This is a genomic window from Leptospira noguchii serovar Panama str. CZ214, assembly GCF_000306255.2.
GTDB classification, from domain to species: domain Bacteria; phylum Spirochaetota; class Leptospiria; order Leptospirales; family Leptospiraceae; genus Leptospira; species Leptospira noguchii.
The window spans coordinates 181,301-201,752 of sequence record NZ_AKWY02000020.1; the positions used below are offsets into that span (position 1 = coordinate 181,301).

Sequence of the window (20,452 nt, forward strand, 5' to 3'; positions counted from 1 at the left end):
CACCAACAAATCTTTCGCGAGTTATCCTTTTTTCTTTTGTTCTTCGCTGATTAAATTAAGCGCACTACCCGCTTTGAACCAAACAATCTGTTGTGAGTTAAAAGTATGATTGGCTTTAATCTCTTCAGAAGAACCGTCTTTGTGGTGTAATACGAGAGTCAAAGGAACTCCCTCTTGGAAAGAAGTCAGACCCAAAATATCAATAGAGTCCTCTTCTTGGATCTTATCATAGTCCGACTTATCCGCAAACGTAAGAGCAAGCATCCCTTGTTTTTTTAAATTCGTTTCATGAATTCTAGCAAAGGATTTTACGATAACCGCTCTCACTCCAAGATGTCTAGGTTCCATTGCAGCGTGTTCTCTGGAAGAACCTTCTCCATAGTTTTCATCTCCTACTACGATGGACCCGATTCCTTTGGCTTTATAAGCCCTTGCAGTTTGAGGAACTGACTCATAACTTCCTGAAAGTTGATTTTTGACTTCGTTGGTCTTATCGTTAAACGAATTCACCGCTCCGATCAAAAGGTTATTGGAAATATTGTCTAAATGTCCTCTGTATTTTAACCAAGGACCCGCCATAGAAATATGATCCGTAGTACATTTCCCTTTGGCCTTGATGAGAAGTTTCAAACCTTTTAAGTCCGTTTTTTCCCAAGGAGTAAATGGAGCAAGAAGCTGAAGACGATCCGATTTAGGATCTACCGCAACGTTTACTTTAGAACCGTCCGCAGCAGGAGCGATAAAACCGGCGTCCTTTACGTCAAAACCGTTTGGAGGAAAATCAAGACCAGTTGGCGGGTCCAATTTTACATCTTTTCCATCCTTGGTTTTTAAGGAATCTGTAATCGGATTAAAATCCAATTTACCAGCAATCGCAAAAGCGGTTACAATTTCGGGTGACGCAACAAATGCGTGAGTCCCCGCAAGACCATCATTCCGTTTCGCAAAATTTCTGTTAAACGAAGTGATGATCGAATTTTTTCTCTCAGGATCTTTTGTATGACGGCTCCACTGACCGATACAAGGACCGCAGGCGTTTGCAAGAACCACTCCTCCTATATCTGAGAATGTTTTTATCAGGCCGTCACGTTCAATTGTATAACGTATCATTTCCGAACCTGGAGTTACAGTGTATTCTGCCTTTACTTCTAAGTTTTTATCCGCCGCTTGTTTTGCTACAGAAGCGGCACGGGTAATGTCTTCGTAAGAAGAATTTGTACAAGAACCAATCAAACCTACTTCTAAGTTGGTAGGCCAACCGTTTTGTTGAACCGCTTCCTTAAACTTAGAAAGAGGAGTCGCAAGGTCAGGAGTAAAAGGTCCGTTGATAAAAGGTTCGAGTTCCGACAAATTGATTTCTATAACCTGATCAAAATATTGAGAAGGGTCCGCATATACTTCTTTATCCCCGGTTAAATGTTCCGCAATTTTATCTGCAAGATCGGCGACGTCTTTACGATTTGTCTTTAAAAGATATTCTCTCATGTTCCGATCATAACCAAACACCGAAGTAGTGGCTCCTATCTCCGCGCCCATATTGCAGATCGTTCCTTTACCAGTGCAAGAAAGACTGTCTGCCCCTTCGCCGAAATATTCCACGATTGCACCGGTCCCACCTTTTACGGTAAGAATCCCAGCAACTTTTAAGATAATATCTTTTGCAGAAGCCCAACCAGAAAGTTTACCTGTGAGTTTTACACCTATGAGTTTTGGAAATTTTAATTCCCAAGCCATACCAGCCATAACGTCTACGGCATCGGCACCACCAACTCCGATTGCGATCATACCTAAACCACCTGCGTTTACAGTATGAGAATCGGTTCCGATCATCATTCCGCCTGGGAAGGCATAGTTTTCTAAAACGACCTGATGGATAATTCCAGCACCCGGCTTCCAAAAACCGATTCCGTATTTGTTAGAAACGGAAGAAAGAAAATCGTAAACTTCTTTGTTTACCGTGTTTGCCGTTTTTAAGTCTTCTGCCGCACCATCTTTCGCTTGGATCAGGTGATCACAGTGAACGGTGGACGGAACTGCGACCTTACTTCTACCCGCAGACATAAACTGCAACAGAGCCATCTGAGCCGTAGCGTCTTGCATCGCAACTCTGTCAGGCGCAAAATCCACGTAAGACTTTCCTTTTTCATAATGGGTTTTGGGTTCGCCATCCCAGAGATGGGAATAAAGAATTTTTTCGGTAAGAGTAAGAGGTCTTCCAACGACTTTTCTTGCTTTTGTAACAAGGCCCCCGATCTTATCGTATCGGGAGCGAATCATTTCTATATCGAATGCCATTGTTTTCTCCTGAGTGAACCTGCCCTTCTACGAGTTGTCCTTCCAGTTCATCAACAAAATAGGACAAGTTATAAAATTCATGCTGTTGCAAGCATTTAGTTTGTATAGGATTTTTCAGAGGAAGATTGAAAAATAGGGTTTTGAAAGCTTTAGAAAAGAATTTTACAACTTGCCACTTAAAAACCTGATTCACCAATGCAAAAGCAAATCATTACACTTACGAATTCAAACACGGTCTGAGTTTTTCAACCAAACTTTCTTATATCAACTCAGGTTAAAATCGACAAAAAAATTTGAGTGAATCCTCAGTTATAAATTCTAAGCTCCACTCTACGATTCATTTCCTTCCCCTCTTCCTTAGAATTATCGCCGATAGGAACACTTGCACCTTTAGGAATAATTTCAAAACGATCTTTGGAAATACCGTTCCCAGCAATATAATCTCGGACCGTTTGTGCACGAAGCAAAGAAACTTTTTGATTGGTGTCTTCGGTACCTTCCAAAGAAGTATGACCAATAACTTTAACTCGGATCGAAGAATCTTGTTTCATCCAGCGAGACAGGCGATTAAGACCTGGCCTTGACTCTTTATGAATCTGAATGCTGTTTTTTTCAAAACGAATTACATTAGATTCAATTTCTCTAAATTGAGGATTGGAAGAAAATTCTTCTGTGGAAGCGAACGAGGAAAATAAGGATTTAGATTCTAACTTTTTTCCAATTTGAGGTTTTAAAATTGTAAGAGCGTTTTTTGGGATTTCCGATTCTTCTTTTTTAGATCTTACATTTTTTTTTCTGATTTCCTTTGTATTTATAGATTTTACTTTTTCCGTCGAAACGTCGGATTGTTTTTCTTTTGGATCAGAAACGATCGTAGATTCCACTTTTACGATCTGTTCGAAATTTTCTCGATAAAATAAGGTTCGAAAAAAATAAACCAAACCTAGTAAAATCAAAAGACCAGAAAGAAAAATTAAAGTAGGAACGATTCTTTTATTTTTTTTAGAGTGAGAAGTTATGGATGAAAGATTTGAATTTTCTCTCCAGCCTCTCGTAGAAGTTTCTGTGATTTCAACAACTTCGATTTTGTCTTCCCCCCAACTAGAAGGAAAGTTTACTTCCGGAACCTCAGAATCATCAATCACAATGGATTCTACATTACTTTTCTTTTTAGCTTCTTGCACTTTTTTAGCAGCCCATTTACGGATTTCTGAACGGAACCATTCGTCCGATTTTTCGGTGAATTTATAATTCTCACGAATGTATTCGATCGTATGTTTTTCTATGTCCGTATAAGCATTGTTATCCTTGACAATTTTTAAAAGACGTTTTGCGTCGTTGATCGAAATCCTACCGTCCCGTTTACCGGAAGTGAATTCTTCCACAAGTTGGATCAACTTACGATCGTATTTTCTACCTTTGATGGTAATATAGTAGTTTTCTTTCTTCGCCATAATCTTTTACCGCACCAAAATTTAGAGAAGAATTTATTCCCTGCAACTAAAGTTTTATTCTTTTTTATAAATTCGGTATCAACCATTCAAAAATTGATCTAGAACGCGATCCATAGAGAGCGTTCTGCTGAGTTTGACGCGATCCATAGAGAGCGTAGCTTGCATTCAACACGGTCTGTCAAGCGCCTGCGAGGCAACGTTCTACTAAGTTTATTATAGGTCAGCCTTACGACCAATCCTAAAATTTACCATAGTAAGGACTAACTTCTCGCAGAGAATTTCCTCCTAAAATACAGAGAAAAAGTCTATCCAAGCCGATCGAAATCCCACAGGAATCTGGAATTCCTTCCTGAAGAGCCCGTTCCAAACCGGAATCAATTGCAAAAACTTCCTTTCCTAAATTTTTCCTCAGTTCCTTTTCAAAATGAAACCGTGAAATCTGTTCAATCGGATCGGTCAATTCCTCAAACGCATTTCCCAACTCTAAATTTCCGAAATAGAGTTCGAAACGTTTTGCGAAACCGGATCGGATTTTAGAAAGAGCCGCTAACTCCGGAGGATAATCATATAAAAAAGTGAATCCTTTTGGTAAATGTTTTTCAACAAGATTTAAGAATACAATAAAAAACGAATCTTCATAAGCTCTTTTTTCCGCTGGAATTTCGCTTAACGTATGTTCCGTGATCACTCTGTCCAGTTCCAATTTAGAAATTCCACAAAAAGCGTATCTCTTAAGAGATTCTTCCACGGATATTTTTTGAACCTGATTGCGATCAAATCCGTAAGAATGAAATTCTTGATCTAATACTTCTAAAAGATCTGTGCAAAAATCCATCAAACCTTCGAGTGAAATCCCAACGGTATAAAATTCTAACATTAAAAATTCAGCACTATGAAACGGACTCCCCTCCTCTCCGGAGCGAAACGTATGAGTAATTTCGTATATTCTTTCTAGTCCTTTGGACAATACCTCTTTAAGGGAATATTCGGGAGAAGTAATCAAATATCCTTTTTCTTTTCCGGAAGGAGATCTTACTAAAAAAGGATCCAAATAGGGTTCCATGGAAGGAACAGATTTCAGACAAGGAGTATCTATTTCTAAATAATTTCTTTTTTCAAAAAACTTTCTAAGAACGGATAAAAACTTGGCTCTCTGGATTAAAATTTCCTGACTCAATTCGTTCATGTTACTTCTTGTCGGTTCTTTATGATTTAAAAGAGCAATTGAATTTTTCAAAATTTTCAGATGTGGGAACTCTTACAAATACGAAAAGATCTCTTCTTCTAAGAAAACCAAAATCCACTTAATAATAAGTAGTAGTTCCCACATTTTAGTATTTACGGTAATTTCAAGGTTTTGTAAGAGTTCCCACACCCATTTTTTCGCGGTAAAACAAAATTTTAAGGAACAGATTTCTTATACCGAACTCACGTTAAATAGTAGCTCCCACATTTTCTTTAAAAACGAAAGGATCCATTTAAAAAATTGTCGTTGAATTTTCATTTCTTAAGAAAACTCTTTCTTTGAATCAAAATTTTAAAAAGATCCGACATGAATCCGATCCAAAGATACGAACGTTTTGAAATTAAAAGAAACCGTCAAACCACGGAAGTTACCCCTTTGATTTCATCTTTTGACGAAGTAGCTTTAGACGAATTGAAATCCGTACTTGCTCTTTTATTTTATCAGTCTAATCTCCATGTGAAAATCAATCTAAATGAAGTCAAGGTCCTACCCCTTCCAGCCGTAATGAAACTGATTTCTTTTGCGTTTGATCTTAGACTTAAAAATAGAACGTTAGTTATATCGGGAGCAAGCGGCTCTTTAAAAAAACTAATTCAATTCTATAAAATGGACAGTGTCATTCTAATCCTTTCCTAAACATTTTCTTTCAAAAACATAGAACACAAATGAGTCGTGCAGAATCTCTCAAAAAAGAACGTTAGTCTACATTCATCGTAATTTCAGAAAATATAAAAGTTTGTAAACAGTCCCAATAGTAAAAAATAAATCTACGGCATTTTACTGATTTCTATAAATTGAGTTTCTAGAATTCCATATAAATGGTAATTTAGTTTACAATTCGATATAAAAAAAATAGATAATTTTCTAAAAGTAAAAGTCCCTACATTTTCAAAGTTTAACTGCAAAATCTAGGTTTGTAACAGTTCCTACAAATTAAGTCTCATTGATTTGTATTGAGGTATAAAATAGATTTTTTAGCACCAGTGTTTATGTAAGAGTTCCCACACTTTCAAAAAGATTACTATTTTTTACCCATCAGATTATTCAAAATGTTACCTTTTTTAGATTAGAGCTGTTGAAAAATTAGTCTTCTTGCGTTTTTCCATTAAAACGAATCGATAAATCCGTTTTGGTTAGTCGCAGATTTGGATTTTTTTAACAATTCTATTATTCTTTTCAATTTTCTTACACCAAACTCAAGTTAGACGGTAATTTATTTCAAAATTACTACTCAGATGTATGAAAATAGTACTATGATTTGTTTCCAAAAAAATTAGAATGTGGGATTTCCTTCAAAAAGTTATGAGTTAGGCGCAATTTTTGAGTATTTCTACATCTTCGCAAAATTACCTATTTATTTTTAGTACCATTTTCATGAGTCCTAGGAGTGATAACATTCTATCAGAATCAGTAAAAAGTCTATTTTACAGTGGCTTCATTTTTCTAATTTTCTACATAAACTTATTTTAAGTACTTTATAAAATTTTAATATAAAAAAATTATTTATCAACTAACAGTTATTTGATAAATAGAATCATTCTTTCTGCCAAGGTTGGAAAACCAATTTAATTCCTAAATTTCCCAAAAGCAAAAGAATACGAGAAGAAATTTCCGTCTCTTGTTTTGAAGAATCCGAAAACTCTACAGAAACGTACAAACAAAGGGAATGTTTAGTTCCAAATTCCTTTACCTTATGGCGCGAAGATAATACCTTTTCCAATATCTGTAAGATATGTTCTTCTAAAGGCTCTTGAGCGTTCAAGGTAGAATGTAGTTGCCAATGACCAAAACCGAGAGGTTTGCCTTCCTTATCGGTGACGCCTATCGGAGTACTGAAGTCAGGTTCAAGGCCTAATTCACGAGTCACCGATTCAGAATCAAGATCGTCTTCGTTTACGGAAAGAATCACCCATGTCAGTGGATTGCTCATAGTTTTTTTACACACTTTCGAACTTTAATGATATTTGATATTAATTTAACACAATCTACGTTTTTACCACAGTTATTTAAAAAAACTTCGATCTTTAAAATCGAAAATCGATAAGAGATTTGGTAAAAATATAGCGAACAAAAAAAATTCCTTTATTAACATTTCATTGGTTTTATCTGTTGCAGATAAGGTAATTTTATCCTCTAATTATTTCACGGGAGTTTGGCAATGAAAACAATTTTAGTTATAGAAGACGATCCGGATATTGGAAATTTAATTCGAAAATCCTTGGATTCGGCTCACTATTCGACAACACTACAAACAAGTGGAGAAGAAGGTCTTAAATTTTACAAAGCAAATCATCCTGACATGGTTATCTTAGATCTTTCTCTTCCGGACATAGATGGAATCGAAGTTTGTAGAACCGTTAGACGAAATGACGAAAATACTCCTATTTTTATAGTAACGGCAAGAAACGAAGAAATCGATAGAATTATGGGACTTGAATTAGGCGCGGATGATTATATCACAAAACCGTTTTCCGTTCGAGAACTCAAGACAAGAGTAGATGTATTCTTTCGCAGATGGGATAAAAAAGCGGGAATCAAACCAAACGTAGGTGCTAGCGGCGAAATCATCCGAGGCGCTTTAAAAATTGATCCGGTCCGCAGAAGAGTAACTCTCAAAGACAATATAGTAAATATTTCCAGAAAAGAATTCGATATTCTGCAACTGATGGCGGCTTCTCCCGGAAAAGTTTTTTCCAGAGAAATGATCTTAGAAGCGGTCTGGGGAATGGAATGGGATGGTTTTGAAAGAATGATCGATTCTCATGTTAAAAGAATCCGCTCTAAACTAGAAAAAAATTCAGCTCAACCAGAATGGATTGAAACGATCTGGGGAATCGGTTATAGATTTACTGACAATTATGATAACATTGTTATCCCTGATTGAATTCTACTTTAAAAAGTTCTCCCGTACTTTTTAAAATTTCAAAGCCCGGTTCATACGGGCTTTTTTTATGGGTTAGAATTATATTCTTTTTCTACTTTGGCGCTTTAAAAATTGATCCGGTCCGCAGAAGAGTAACTCTCAAAGACAATATAGTAAATATTTCCAGAAAAGAATTCGATATTCTGCAACTGATGGCGGCTTCTCCCGTTATTAGAAAGATGAATTTAAACTTATTTGTGTTATTCGCTATTTTAACACTTTTTCAGGAAAACTAAATAACGCGAAAGGGATCAATGCGAGGTCAATAAATTGCAACTAAAGACGATTGTTATATTATGTTTCCTGTATGCAATTTATTGACCAAAGCTGAGAGCCCGGTCCGGCGGCCTAAGGCAAGCCGGATTCGCCCAGATTGTCTTACGTCAAACTCACGTGATTTATCAAAAATGAGTGTATTTTTTTTACGATATACGTTTTGTCCTGATGTCAATTGGTAAGTTATAGAACTTTCTATAAGTAAAATCTAATGTGAATTCGGTCTAAGTAAAGAATAGATAAACATTTGATTTCAGACTTAAAGATGTTTTTTTGGAAAAAACGAAATGCCTCTAAACCACTGAGTAAATTAACGGCTCAATTGAAAAAGCGAAATTACAATAAAGACATAGTTTTATTGTAATTAACGTGAGTTCGACGTAAGAAAATTGGGGCGAATAATAAACTCAATGCTGCTCACTATGGATCGCAGCATAATAATAGCTTTCGCATTTGTTATGCCGAACTCACGTTAATTATAGATTTCCAGTCAACAGTTTTGCAATTTCTTTTGCTTTGGTAATTTTCATCTTATCTAATATTCGATAGATTTGATTTTCGAATTCGTTTTGTTGTTCTCTTATTTTTCTTAGCTCTAAAACGAATTCTTTTTCGGGTAATTTATATTTCGCTTGAATATCATTGAAATCGTCAAGATTGGATTCTGTATAATTTGAAATTTCTATAAATCCATTCGCTCTTCTGTAAAATATCCAAGGATGTCCAATCCACAATTGTTTCCAAATGCTGTTTTGTGATTCTAAAATTTTCTCCCATTCTCTAAGATTCCCAATATCTCCACAACACATAGGAGTTATGATAATTGAATTTCCACTTTTTATAACAATTCCTCCATCCAAACTTCCAACTTGGTCTTCGTATTCGTCAAATTCAACTTCTTCTAGTTCTGTTTTTAAAATGGTTTCTAGTTCAAAGTCATCGATTGTTCTTATATCCACTAAATAAGAACCTTGATAAATCGACTTTAAATTTCCTAAATTCCGATCGGAGATACACTGAAGCCAAAATTCATTCCATTCTTCCGGATTTTCAATTTTAGTTGTATCCGGTATATCATACTCTTTTTCAGAATAGTCATATGGATTAACTTCAATCACATTCAAAAATTGTAACATTTTTAGCCCTGGCGTATTTTTTCGCATTCTTCCGCAAAACGAAGATCCAAATCGGTGATCGTATTTTTAGAATGTGTGAAAATTTCCACCGTAACCTTTCGATAACTTAGAAAAAGATCCGGATGATGGTTCAATCTTTCAGCGATATGTGCAAGAGAATTTACAAACTCCAATCCGCTTAAATAAGTTGAAAATGAAAATGTCTTGGATAAAAATGGAACTTCCTTTTGAAACTTGATTTCCCAGTCACTAGGAAGTTTTTGTTTAAAAAGTTCTAAGTCTGCTTTATTTAAATCGCCCATAAAGATCTCCCGCAATGTATTATATTTTTATTTTATTATAGTTTTATTATAAAACAAGAAAACTTAGGATTTGACATTCCGGTAAAAATCTTGTATTCAAAAAACTGAAATGTGGGAACTCACACTGCAGCAGGAATTCTTTTTTGTTAAATCGCGTTTTTATATGCAGCTTTCTTTAATTACTTTTCTGAAGGGAAAGAAAGGTTGTCTTTTGCCGCTACTGCTCTTTGAACAGCAATTCAGGTAGATTTCGCCTAACTTAAAAAACCTTTTTTAGGGTTTGTTTGATTTTTTCAGCGTCGTCTATCGCACCATTGGAAAGAGAACCGGCTCTTGCCATCAGATTGACCGCTCCGTCCATTCTTGCTTTTAATTCTTCTATCTTTTGAAGTTGTTCGTTTAAAAATACGATTTTAGAATCCAATTCCATTTCTCTTCTTTCTAGTAAGAGTTTAAAATTATCTAATTCTTGAATTTTCTTTCTGGTTTTTTTAGCCTCGCTGTCCACGTCTTTTCTATAATACTTTTCCAGTTCTTTTTCAGCTTGTAGATGGCGGTCCCTTTCCGCCTTAAATTCTTTTTTCATCAACTTCAATGCTTGTCTGTAGGCTTTATTGAAGATTCTTTGTTTTTGACGTCTTCTCAGACGAATCAATTTCATAATCCAGTTCATACGCTTGTTCCATCATTTTTTGCAAAAAATTTTTCACCTTGAAACGTTTCGATCTTATATAAATTTTTTTTAGGATTTAATCATCGGAGACGTTTCATTTTTTCTTAGATGAATTTTTCCATCCTTTTTATTAGACCTCAAAATTCGAGAGAAAAAACCTACCTCCAAAACGGCGAAAGTAGTTGATTCCTCAACGGAAAACTTAGAAAAAGAATCGGGAGGAAACAAAACAATGGCATCCAAAACAGAAGATTTTAACGAGGAAGTAGAGTCTCTAAAAGACAAGGCAAAAAAAATCACCGGAAAAGCCCGCGAAGAATATTTGGAACACGTATCCGATTTTAAAGAAAAAATCAAACAAATTTCGGGTGATACTTCCGAAAGGGCAAAACAAGTTATTGACGAAACCGGAGCTTATATCAAAGAAAACCCACAAAAGGCAGCGTTGATTGGCCTAGGAGTAGGACTTGGAATCGGACTACTTGTAGGAATGCTCATCCGCAGAAAATAAAATATCGTTTCAATCAATGACAAAAAAAAGAAAATCAGATTCCACAAAGGAATCGCATAACAACGAATATACAAAAAGAGGAAACGATCTCAAGTCGCATTTTCTCGCTTTGGTAGATTCCATTTTGGAATACTTCCAAACCCTTCTTCTCTACGGACAAAAATTTTTAACAAAAAGATTTCAAGCGGGACTTCAAGCCTACATTTTTTTGAAGATCGGATTCCTCTTTCTTGCGTTTGGTTCTTTAGGCTTTTTAGGAGCCTTTTTTATTTTTTTACATAGAATCTCAGGCGGAGATCTTTTACTCTCTAGTTTAGGAGTTGGTGTTGTGAGTTTTTTTCTTTCTCTTTTTTTTCTTTGGCTCGCAGCCTCTTCTTTTAAGATAAAGGATCGATTATGAAAGAATTTCCGGATCTAAATCCATTTGAAGGAAGCGATCAATTTCTCGGAAAAAATCCTTCTGATATGAGTTTAGAAGAATTGAAACTCTATCTGCACATTCAAAAACTCAGAGTTCGTTTAGAATTTGAGAAATTTCAATCTTCAATTAATTATACAGGTATGGTTTTAGATGCACTTGAGAAGTTCGGGATAGGAGAATTTCTTCAGTCTTTTTTGAAGGTTCCGGATAACGTAGATCTTCCGGAGGACGTTTGATTTTTTAAATAGAATTTTTGAAAAAACCCATATCTATAAACGATTTTTCCCATTTGTTTTAATGAAAAAACGGAAGAAAATTAATTTTTTAACAACTCTAATTTATTTCATAAGTATTTGAAACTATTAGTGAACGATAAAGTCTGAAAATCATGCCGCCTATTATATAACTCATTAGAATCTTCGTATGAATACTTTGACCGATATATTTTTGCAACAGATTGTAGAATTATTTTTTTATATCATTTTTGGAGGAATTTCCTTCGCAGTCGTTTTTATAGTAATCTCCCTTACCCTAACAGGATTCGCTTTTCTATTTCAATGGAGTAAGACTGATCTAATATTGAAATTACAAAACGTTTTCCGATTTTTATTTTTGCTTTTCGTAGTTGGTGCGTTAGGAAATTCTTTGTGGTATTTTTTTTTAAAAGAACAATTTTATCATGCCGCCGATGTGCTAACTTATTTTGTTCCTGTTATACCCTTTCATAGTCGATATATCGATTTTGAATGCGGAGGTTATTTATTCAATGGAATACAAATGTGGCATCTAAGATTACTTTGGTTTGCCTGGGCTATTCCTTGTTACGGTATTGGTATATTCTTATTTTTAATCGACTATAAAAAACGCTTAAAACAATCATAACGTTCAACTTCTCGAATATGTTTGTACCTCATTTCTAAAGTAGTCAGAAAACTAATTTTTGAGGATGATTATCAATTAGATTCTGTTACGTACTCGGAAAAGATCATACATCCTCGATCAAAATTCTCAAATTTCATCTCCTTATAAAGACCAAAGTCTGGTTGAATTAATTTTTAAGCCTTCATGGTCAAATTTGAGACTTGCATAAATAGAGTTGTTGAAAAATTTTTTATTGATAGGTATAGCTCTGTTTTGCGAGACCAAAAACTGTTTTTTCTAATTCCTTACAAAGGACAAGATTAGAGTTCATCGATGTAAATTTGATTTATATCCCAATAAGCTACGAGAAAAGGCATTAGATAATTAACTTGAATTTGATATAACGCGAAAGGGATCGATGCGAGGAAACTAAAGCAGATTGTTGTGTCTTCTTTACTATATACAATTTATTGACCAGAGTTTAAAACTCGGTCCGGCTGTTTGTGGCAGCCGGATTTGTCCAGATTTTCTTACGCCGAACTCACGTTAATTAAATAATAAACTTTATAATTTCTGAATATATGCTTACAGACAAATTGAATAACCAAGAAAATTTTTGATTTGGATTCTTTGAAAGAAGCGCTTGACATCAGCTTAATTCCATTTTACGAATATCTTTTTAAAAAAGGAAGAATAATTATGCATCCAGAATTACATATCAACTTTTTAGCGGTGTTAGTCGCGGTCGTTGTCAACTTTATCATAGGGTCCCTTTGGTACGGACCGATCTTTGGTAAGGTTTGGAGAAAGGAAATGAATATTCCTTTGGATTTCAAACCCGAACAAAAGGAAATATGGAAAGCGATGGGAATCATGGTAATCGGTTCGTTTTTCACCGCTTATGTTTTGTTTTATACTACGAACGTATGGAGGGCCTCTTCTTGGAACGCGGGAGAAGACCAAGCCGCCTGGGTATACGGATTCTATTCCGGAATTTATACTTGGATCGGATTCTATCTTCCCGTTTTTCTCAATGTGGTCGCATTCGAAGGCAGATCTTGGAGATTTTTTTTCATCAGCGCTGGTTACAACTTGATTGCTCTCCAAGCGGTTGCGATGATTCTTTCTTATTGGAGATAATTTCCGTTTTTCCTTGCATTTGTTTCAACTGTATTTTAAATAATTTGAATGTATTCTAGAAATAAATATAAGGATTTCGATTTTTCAGAACCAGACTGAAAAAATTCTCCAAACAATTTTTACTACAACACCTTTGTCGGAGTTAAAACAAATATTCATTCGACTTTATCTTTTTACTTACGGACTTTTTAATTGTGTTTTCCAAGAACCAAAGTTTAAGACAGTTAAAATAACGCGAAAGGGATCGATGCAAGGTAAATAAATTGAAACTAAAGTCGATTCTTGTATCCTATTTCCTATATACAATTTATTTACCAGAGCGGAGAGCCCGGTCCGGCTTGCCTTAGGCAAGCCGGATTCGCCCAGATTTTCTTAGACCGAACTTACGTTAAAATATTAGAGTTGTTGAAAATTTCATAGTGACGATCAATAAAACTACTTCAATCGACCATTTCCATGAAGCAGAAACTTAAGTGGCGATTCATTTTTCAACAACTCTACTGATAACCATTGTAAATGGCTATAATCCTTTAAGAAATCGTAAGATGATTTATATAAGAATCTATATATTAAGTTTTCCCAATAATCAAAAGCGCGGGCAATTTTATGGGACAACGCCTATTCGGATTAAATATTCATTAAATTCTTTATAGTTTTTCAACTTAAACCATGGCTCTAATTGATAATTGAGATGTGCAAAATTACCTTCACGAGTATCATAAAGCCACCTACCACTATAAACTCTACGATGATCGTCATCTACTTCAATGTCAATATTGTGTGTCCAATTTCTCCCAAAGTCTTGAGGTATTTCAGTAACAGTCTCAAGAAACATCAATTGACTTTTAAATTCTGCAATTTCAGATTCCGTTTTTATGTTCTTAAGAAATTCAAATTGAGAATTACGAAATATTACTGATTTGATATTGGCATGTTGAAAATCAAAAGGTTTTCGATTTTGTAAGCAACAACTTAAAAATAAGGAAGATAAAATTAAAGGAATCTTCAGTTTCAAAGTTTTTCCACTTCCGAATTAAAATACGTTTTTACTTCTCGGATTTGGATCGTTTCTACTCGATCCTCTCCCGCAATGATGTCCGATAAAATTACAACCTGATCCCCGTCTTCAATCCTTCCCGTTTTTTTTAAAGTTTCGATTGCAAGTCGGATCGTCTTTTCAGGATCTTTGGAAAAATCGATTCTATGCGGGATCACTCCTCGAGTCAACCAGAGCTTTCGCCTAACAGTGGTCATGTTAGTAAACGCATAAATCAAAGGATAATGAGGATGAAAACCGGCCACGTTCAACGCGGTGGTTCCCCTTCTTGTAATTACTATAATCGCGGGACACTTTAGAGAATCTGCAAGTTTTGCAGCAGCTCTCGCCATCTGCTCTTTTTTATCCTGCGGAATTTTATCCTTAACGTAATCCACACCACCGGTTTTTTCTACACGTTGTGCGATCTTATCCATCATTTCCACACAACGAACCGGAAACTTACCTGCTGCGGTTTCACCCGAAAGCATAATCGCATCCGCTTCTTCATAAATTGCATTGGCGACGTCGGTCACCTCTGCCCTTGTAGGTGAGGGATTATGAATCATAGATTCTAAAAGATGTGTGGCAACAATCACCCTTTTTCCTTTGAGAGCGCATTCTTTAATAATGGCTCTTTGTAAAATCGGTAATTCTTCGATCGGAACTTCTACTCCCAAGTCCCCTCTTGCAACCATCACTCCGTCCGCGGCTTCCACGATTTCTTTCATATTACGCACCGCTTCTTGATCTTCTATCTTTGCGATAATTTGAGCGTGCCCATCATTTTCTTCTATAATTTGTTTTAACTGATTGATGTCTTCCGCAGAACGAACAAAAGAAAGTGCGATAAAATCTACGTCTTCTTCTAATCCGAACAAAATATCTTTATGATCCTTTGGAGTAATTGAAGGAAGATTGACCCGAATTCCCGGAAGATTGATATGTTTTCTAGAACCCAACCTTCCACCGTCTAACACCTTACACTTAAGAGCAGAGTCATTGATTTCTTCTACGACAAGATTGATCAAACCGTTATCCACGGTTACTGGATCCCCTACTTTTAAATCCTTAACTATATCCTTATAATTTACGAACACAGATTGCTCTTCAGATTCTTCTCCTGGAATAATATGGAAGGTGAATGTCTCTCCTACTTTGAGATCTAGATGATCCACTTGAAGATCCCCTGTTCTGATTTCCGGTCCTTGTGTATCGAGTAAAATTGCGATCGGGTTTTTCAATACGTCCTTATTGAGAGACTTAATATTACGAATAATACTTCTGTGAAAGTCGTGGTTTCCATGAGACATGTTCAAACGTGCCACGTTCATTCCGGCTTCGGCAAGAGCCTGAATCATTTTTTTGTCCGAGGTCGCAGGACCAATTGTACAGATAATTTTGGTTTTTCTAAAAACAGAGGATTCGCTCTTCATGTAATACCTTTATTCGGGAGAGCGCAACTTAGGACAATTCAGATTTTAGGTAGGGTTTTGCGCAAAAAAGCTTCGAGAGAAATACAAAAGTCAAATAAATCCTGATCAGGCATACTTGCATTTTTTTGTTCGTCTATGATCGAAGAAACTTTATCTAAAAGCTCCTTTCCTTTTTTCTTTAAATAACGTTTTGTAATCAAAATCGGAAACGTGTACTTATCTTCCTGATTTCTTACCATAAAAGAATAAATATCATTTTTCCCGAATTTTTTAAGAAAGTTGATCAAACCGTCTTCGTCTATTTCCCCATCCATCTCATACAAAAGAATGTTTCTATCCGGATATTGTTGATTAGACCAATAGTCGTCTAAAATATCTAAAACCCTTTCTAAAAGTTTTGCGTTTTGTGGATCTACTTCCTTAAACGTAGTTTGAGTTTTTTCCTGTTTCAGATTTGTAGTTTGTTGTTTACGAACATTTTTTTCCGCAAGTTCTTTGGCATCTTTTTCTTTCAGTCTTTTTTCTGCGAGTTTAGTCGCGTCTTCTTGAATCTTTTTACTCCTAACTTCAATGATCTTTTTATTCAACTCAATCGTATTATGAGCCTTGATTTGATCGGCTTCGGATTTATGAACCGTAACGTTTCCAAAAATATTTCTCCAAAGTCTCGTAAAAAAAGGAAGATATTTAAATAAACTAGAAAGTTCTAACTTATCAAAGGCGGTCGCTAACTCTTTATCTTCAATAAAGTCTTTTATCCTCATTCGATCCAAGATTCGGATTTCGTTATCATTTCCGGTGGAAGCAAAAATTTTTCTCGCCGCTTCGATAGCTCCGGAAACAGCAAGCTTATGAAGAACGTAATGATAAAGAGTATTTTTATCCGCAAACTCTGTATGAAGAATCTGATCGTGATTGGCAACTAAAGTTCGAATCTCTTCTTCGATCTGTTGACCTCGAAAGCGCAAAAAGTTCAAATCTACGAGACGGTTGGCGGACTTAATGTAATCTACAATTTCTCCCAACTTAACTTTCTTTTCTTCTTTTTCTTTTTTTTCCTTATCTTCTTCTTCAACGTGAAGCATAACCATCAGTTCTTCCATTGCCGTTTTTTGATCTCCATACGCTGCACTTAAATACGGCATAATCGAATTGACAAGAGAACGAGTGTTTTCTTTTTCCTCGTCGGATAAAACAGCTATCGCACCAATTTTTTGTAACTCTGGAACGATATTATCCATTAGAAAAATCTTATAGGCTTCAATTCTATTTAAAATCTCTGCATGAATATTATAATAAAATACGGAACGATTTCCTGGATTGAGAGCCTGTTCGTTCCTAAAAAAGAACAGAACTTTTTGTTCTACTAATTTTTTTAGAACGGGTTTGAGATGAATATTAATCGTGATCTGTTTTAGTTCGGGATTAACGTCAAATGGATCTTTGAAAAGATTACCAATTTCTGTGGAAGCATATGTACTAGAAAGTTTATTTTCCAAAATTGCGGAATGAATCCGCTTGATAAATTCATTTTTACCCAAAGACGTTCTATTTTCACGAATCCAACGCGAAATCGAATTGAATGTAAGTTGATTAATACCCTCCACGTAACGATGACTTGTAGAAGTATCTGTCAGTTGTGGTCTGGCAAATACCGAATTCATTTTAAGACAAGATTCGATCGTGCCGTCGGACATATCTCCCTTAGGATTTAAATCCACCATACAAATTTTTTTAATGATGGGGGGATTGTATTTTGTGCAAAGTTCTTTGAGGAATTGTAAGGTCTTGTCTTTATCAAGACTCAATTCCTTAGACAATTGATCCACATTGGGAAGCACCTTGTTTGCGAGAAACTTATCTGTCCAATCAGAGACGACAAGTAAAAGCTTATGAATTTTCTTATATTGAAAATCGTTTCTGGCCTCAAGCGACTGAGTCAATTGTAATGCGGTATTATAATCCGCTACCTTGAGTTCAGGAGATTGAGGTTCCAGCATGGAATGACATTATTATCCCAAGAAATTTTTTTTGTAAAGAAGTTCTGCATTTAATAATGCAGCGCCCGCAGCTCCTCGAATTGTATTGTGACTTAAAACGACATATTTCCAATCAAAAATAGGATCCGGTCTGAGACGGCCTATCACCGTAGTCATTCCTTTACCAGTATCCAGATCTAACCTAGGTTGTGGTCTATCTTCTTCTTCTCTAAAAAGAATAACCGGATTTGGCGCTGAAGGAAGGCCTAACGTCTGTGGTTCTCCAGAAAAATCTTTCCAAGAGGAAATAATTTCTTCCCTAGAAGGTTTCTTTTTGAATTGAACGGAAACACAAACCGTATGACCGTCAAAAACGGGAACACGATTACAATGTGCGGAAATGGAAAAATCGGCGTGTAAAATTTTTCCATTCTCAACCTTACCCAAACATTTAAGAGGTTCTATCTCCGCTTTTTCTTCTTCACCTCCGATATGAGGAATCACGTTTCCTAAAATATCCATCGTTGGAACTCCAGGATAACCAGCGCCGCTGATCGCCTGCATGGAGAAGAGCATAACGGACTCAATTCCAAAACGATCCAAAAGAGGTTTGAGAGAAATTGTAACACCCATGATCGTGCAGTTCGAATTGGTAATGATCTTACCTTTCGTTTTTTGAGAAGTTAAAACTTCCAGATGAGAAGAATTTACCTCCGCAGAAAGAATCGGAACCGTCGGGTCCATTCTATGATTTTTAGAATTGGAAATGATATGAATGCCGGCGTTCGCGTAATTTTTTTCTACTTCACCGGCGATGTTAGAATCTAAACCAGAAAAAGCTAATACAGCGTCTTTTGTTTTCGCTGGATCGGGAGTAGTGATCACTAAATTTTTAGCATAGGCAGGAATATCGGAAGAAATTTTCCACCGAGTTTTCATTACTTCACCGTATGTTTTACCGGCGCTATTCTCAGAAGCGCAAAGGTGAGTAACTTCGAAAAAAGGATGACGATCCAACAATTGAATGAACCTCTGACCAACGGAACCAGTGGCGCCTAAAACGGCAACTTTGACCCTACTCATAAATAAAATGAAACGCCTCTCAAACTGTAATTCGCCGAATACGGCTATAGATCATGGTTTTAAAAGATTACTACTCTGTCTTTCAGAAATTTTGACGAATTCATTCGCATAAATCGAACTCATTTTCATCATACCCGGAAACGTAAAATGATGATAGTCACTAAAATCCTGCATGGACAGAGAATCTTTTAAATCGCTAAAAAAAACCAAATCCCCCGAAAGTCCTTTTAAAAATAAAAGATGATCTTGATACCAATTAGATTTTACGTACCAATCTAAACTGATCGGATTTTCAGGATTGTTTACGATCCAAAGAGGGATTTTTTTTTCTTTTAAAAAGCCGGAAATTTTCTGCAAATATTGGAAGTGTAACACTGGAACAAAATTCTCTTCTTTAATTCTAAGTTTCGCATCCTTGAGCGCAATCAAATAGCCGATCCCGGGTCTTTGATCAAAATCTTCAAGCAATCTAAAATTAAAGTATTTAGAATATTCTAGATCACTCATATATAAATAACGAATATCCTCGAGCCTTTCCTCTCTGGTATACTGCATACCGTTTTTAGGAATCTCGGTTCCAAAAGTTTGTTGAAGCCTAACCCCCAGCCGGTCGTAATTCCAGTCCTTGTTTTCTCCTAACGCAAAAAAGGGAATCCAGGTGGAAGAAAGTTCCGCAGTAATAAGTAAATCTGGACTTTCAACCACAAAGGAATTGTCCAAAAGGATTTTCTTCCAACCAGGTTCTGCAAAAGAAAAAGACTGAATTATATTCTTTTTTTTGAATGTAATTTTCAAAGGACCAGACGTAAGAATTTCAGGTACAATCTGAACCCAAAAACCCTCCGTTTTCATCTTTTTCGTAAGGATAAAAGAGAATTTCTTACCGGTCCAACCCAGAGAAGTTACTCTTTCCGGAATTTGAACTCCATTGTATCCGTGATAGCTAGTATTTCTACCATAACGGTGATCATAAAGAGAACGAAGATTTTTCCAAAAAACATCTTTGTAACGATAAAAACCAAAAAGAAACGCGGAAACGTATTCGCTGGTTTTTGCAAATCCAAGTTCCGAAAAGAATTCGATCGCAGTTTCTAAAGGAAAGATAAATCTAGATTGAGGAGCTTCAAAAAAATCGAGCGCGTCCAAAAGCAAAATTTTTGAATCGATCGTTTCGTTTTTATATTCTGGGTTTAGAGAATACGCACGATGTAATCTCCAGTCGATAAAGTTAATCGGAAAAATTACAAAATCCGGTTTTAACTCCGCGATCTTTTGGCGACAAAGCCAAGCGTCCAAAGGAGTCATTCCAGCATAGGAAAGAAATTCTACTTCTACATTTTTACCGGATCTTTTGAAAATATCTTTCTCAAAAGATTTTCGATCGAAAGAATAATGAGCGATACTAGAACCTATAATTAGGATTCTATAATTTCTTTTTTGTTTTTCTTGAAGAGAAAAATATTCGTATAAAAAATTATAGAAGTGATTGGAACTCCAAGGAGATTCGTTCGGAACTTTCCAAATCAAAACCCGAAAGAAAAAAAAATCTAAAAGAAATAAAATTAAAAATCCAACGATTAAAATCAATCCGTGATTGGTTCGTTTGGATGTCGTTTTAAAAACTGTATTTTTTATCAAATCCAAAGTATAACTTCCTTTTTATAAAAAATCCTAAAAATC

21 protein-coding genes are annotated in these 20,452 nt (G+C 35.7%); 9 read left to right on the forward strand and 12 right to left on the reverse strand.

The features are described from left to right. Positions 1 to 21 precede the first annotated feature (21 nt). From LEP1GSC059_RS09550 to epmA, 3 genes are all read right to left on the reverse strand, one after another. Positions 22 to 2,295 carry an aconitate hydratase gene (locus LEP1GSC059_RS09550; protein WP_017213445.1) on the reverse strand — a complete coding sequence of 758 codons (2,274 nt, stop codon included), beginning with the start codon at positions 2,293 to 2,295 and terminating at the stop codon, positions 22 to 24. 305 nt (positions 2,296 to 2,600) lie between these two features. Beyond that, positions 2,601 to 3,749 (reverse strand): OmpA family protein, encoded by a 1,149-nt coding sequence (locus LEP1GSC059_RS09555; protein WP_020980698.1) that lies wholly within the window; start codon positions 3,747 to 3,749, stop codon positions 2,601 to 2,603. Positions 3,750 to 3,987: 238 nt separating this feature from the next. Next, on the reverse strand, positions 3,988 to 4,935 hold the full coding sequence (epmA, locus tag LEP1GSC059_RS09560) for an EF-P lysine aminoacylase EpmA (protein WP_020980669.1): 948 nt from the start codon (positions 4,933 to 4,935) through the stop codon (positions 3,988 to 3,990). A gap of 88 nt (positions 4,936 to 5,023) precedes the next feature. Between epmA and LEP1GSC059_RS21785 the strand changes: the two genes are divergently transcribed. Both LEP1GSC059_RS21785 and LEP1GSC059_RS09565 read left to right on the forward strand, forming a co-directional pair. Then, a complete protein-coding gene (locus LEP1GSC059_RS21785; RefSeq protein WP_081099763.1) occupies positions 5,024 to 5,245 on the forward strand; it encodes a hypothetical protein in 222 nt (73 codons plus the stop codon). Positions 5,246 to 5,301: 56 nt separating this feature from the next. Continuing rightward, the gene (locus LEP1GSC059_RS09565; protein ID WP_017213443.1) at positions 5,302 to 5,631 is read left to right on the forward strand and encodes a hypothetical protein; all 330 of its coding nucleotides are present in this window, start codon (positions 5,302 to 5,304) and stop codon (positions 5,629 to 5,631) included. 898 nt (positions 5,632 to 6,529) lie between these two features. Here the strand turns inward: LEP1GSC059_RS09565 and LEP1GSC059_RS09570 are convergent. After that, a complete protein-coding gene (locus LEP1GSC059_RS09570; protein ID WP_017213442.1) occupies positions 6,530 to 6,925 on the reverse strand; it encodes a DUF4279 domain-containing protein in 396 nt (131 codons plus the stop codon). Positions 6,926 to 7,153: 228 nt separating this feature from the next. Here LEP1GSC059_RS09570 and LEP1GSC059_RS09575 point away from each other — a divergent pair, with 228 nt between their 5' ends. Together LEP1GSC059_RS09575 and LEP1GSC059_RS09580 are read left to right on the forward strand one after the other, a co-directional pair. Further along, positions 7,154 to 7,879, forward strand: a complete 726-nt coding sequence (locus tag LEP1GSC059_RS09575; RefSeq protein ID WP_000849259.1) for a response regulator transcription factor — start codon at positions 7,154 to 7,156, stop codon at positions 7,877 to 7,879. Continuing rightward, positions 7,876 to 8,154, forward strand: a complete 279-nt coding sequence (locus LEP1GSC059_RS09580) for a helix-turn-helix domain-containing protein (RefSeq protein ID WP_017213441.1) — start codon at positions 7,876 to 7,878, stop codon at positions 8,152 to 8,154. Before LEP1GSC059_RS09575 ends, LEP1GSC059_RS09580 begins: the two co-directional genes overlap by 4 nt. A 516-nt stretch (positions 8,155 to 8,670) precedes the next feature. Here LEP1GSC059_RS09580 and LEP1GSC059_RS09585 read toward each other — a convergent pair. The 3 genes from LEP1GSC059_RS09585 to LEP1GSC059_RS09595 form a co-directional block, all read right to left on the reverse strand. Next, positions 8,671 to 9,330, reverse strand: a complete 660-nt coding sequence (locus LEP1GSC059_RS09585) for a hypothetical protein (RefSeq protein ID WP_017213440.1) — start codon at positions 9,328 to 9,330, stop codon at positions 8,671 to 8,673. A 2-nt stretch (positions 9,331 to 9,332) separates the two neighbouring features. Then, positions 9,333 to 9,632: a 4a-hydroxytetrahydrobiopterin dehydratase gene (locus LEP1GSC059_RS09590; RefSeq protein WP_002179969.1), complete on the reverse strand. Its 300-nt coding sequence runs from the start codon at positions 9,630 to 9,632 to the stop codon at positions 9,333 to 9,335. Positions 9,633 to 9,891: 259 nt separating this feature from the next. Continuing rightward, on the reverse strand, positions 9,892 to 10,305 hold the full coding sequence (locus LEP1GSC059_RS09595) for a hypothetical protein (RefSeq protein WP_001104042.1): 414 nt from the start codon (positions 10,303 to 10,305) through the stop codon (positions 9,892 to 9,894). Positions 10,306 to 10,537: 232 nt separating this feature from the next. Between LEP1GSC059_RS09595 and LEP1GSC059_RS09600 the strand changes: the two genes are divergently transcribed. From LEP1GSC059_RS09600 to LEP1GSC059_RS09620, 5 genes are all read left to right on the forward strand, one after another. After that, positions 10,538 to 10,816 (forward strand): DUF883 family protein, encoded by a 279-nt coding sequence (locus LEP1GSC059_RS09600; RefSeq protein ID WP_002179703.1) that lies wholly within the window; start codon positions 10,538 to 10,540, stop codon positions 10,814 to 10,816. A 16-nt stretch (positions 10,817 to 10,832) separates the two neighbouring features. After that, positions 10,833 to 11,216, forward strand: a complete 384-nt coding sequence (locus LEP1GSC059_RS09605) for an LBF_4227 family protein (protein WP_002179734.1) — start codon at positions 10,833 to 10,835, stop codon at positions 11,214 to 11,216. Further along, positions 11,213 to 11,473 (forward strand): hypothetical protein, encoded by a 261-nt coding sequence (locus LEP1GSC059_RS09610; protein ID WP_017213437.1) that lies wholly within the window; start codon positions 11,213 to 11,215, stop codon positions 11,471 to 11,473. Before LEP1GSC059_RS09605 ends, LEP1GSC059_RS09610 begins: the two co-directional genes overlap by 4 nt. A gap of 187 nt (positions 11,474 to 11,660) precedes the next feature. Continuing rightward, positions 11,661 to 12,119, forward strand: a complete 459-nt coding sequence (locus tag LEP1GSC059_RS09615) for a hypothetical protein (RefSeq protein WP_020980684.1) — start codon at positions 11,661 to 11,663, stop codon at positions 12,117 to 12,119. A gap of 678 nt (positions 12,120 to 12,797) precedes the next feature. Next, positions 12,798 to 13,238 carry a DUF1761 domain-containing protein gene (locus LEP1GSC059_RS09620; RefSeq protein WP_002179854.1) on the forward strand — a complete coding sequence of 147 codons (441 nt, stop codon included), beginning with the start codon at positions 12,798 to 12,800 and terminating at the stop codon, positions 13,236 to 13,238. Positions 13,239 to 13,842: 604 nt separating this feature from the next. Here the strand turns inward: LEP1GSC059_RS09620 and LEP1GSC059_RS09625 are convergent. From LEP1GSC059_RS09625 to LEP1GSC059_RS09645, 5 genes are read right to left on the reverse strand one after another with little or no spacing between them, the layout of a single operon-like run. Continuing rightward, complete coding sequence (locus LEP1GSC059_RS09625) at positions 13,843 to 14,253, reverse strand: hypothetical protein (RefSeq protein ID WP_002179776.1); 411 nt, start codon at positions 14,251 to 14,253, stop codon at positions 13,843 to 13,845. Further along, positions 14,250 to 15,710, reverse strand: a complete 1,461-nt coding sequence (pyk, locus tag LEP1GSC059_RS09630) for a pyruvate kinase (protein ID WP_004445967.1) — start codon at positions 15,708 to 15,710, stop codon at positions 14,250 to 14,252. The genes LEP1GSC059_RS09625 and pyk overlap by 4 nt, the downstream gene beginning before the upstream one ends. Positions 15,711 to 15,748: 38 nt before the next feature. Further along, entirely contained in the window at positions 15,749 to 17,710 is a 1,962-nt protein-coding gene (locus tag LEP1GSC059_RS09635) for a hypothetical protein (RefSeq protein ID WP_020980726.1), read from the reverse strand. Between the two features lie 12 nt (positions 17,711 to 17,722). Beyond that, positions 17,723 to 18,772, reverse strand: a complete 1,050-nt coding sequence (asd, locus tag LEP1GSC059_RS09640; protein WP_002179712.1) for an aspartate-semialdehyde dehydrogenase — start codon at positions 18,770 to 18,772, stop codon at positions 17,723 to 17,725. Positions 18,773 to 18,823: 51 nt separating this feature from the next. Further along, positions 18,824 to 20,416, reverse strand: coding sequence for a hypothetical protein (locus LEP1GSC059_RS09645; RefSeq protein WP_020980673.1), 1,593 nt, complete (start codon positions 20,414 to 20,416; stop codon positions 18,824 to 18,826). Between the last annotated feature and the right edge of the window lie 36 nt (positions 20,417 to 20,452).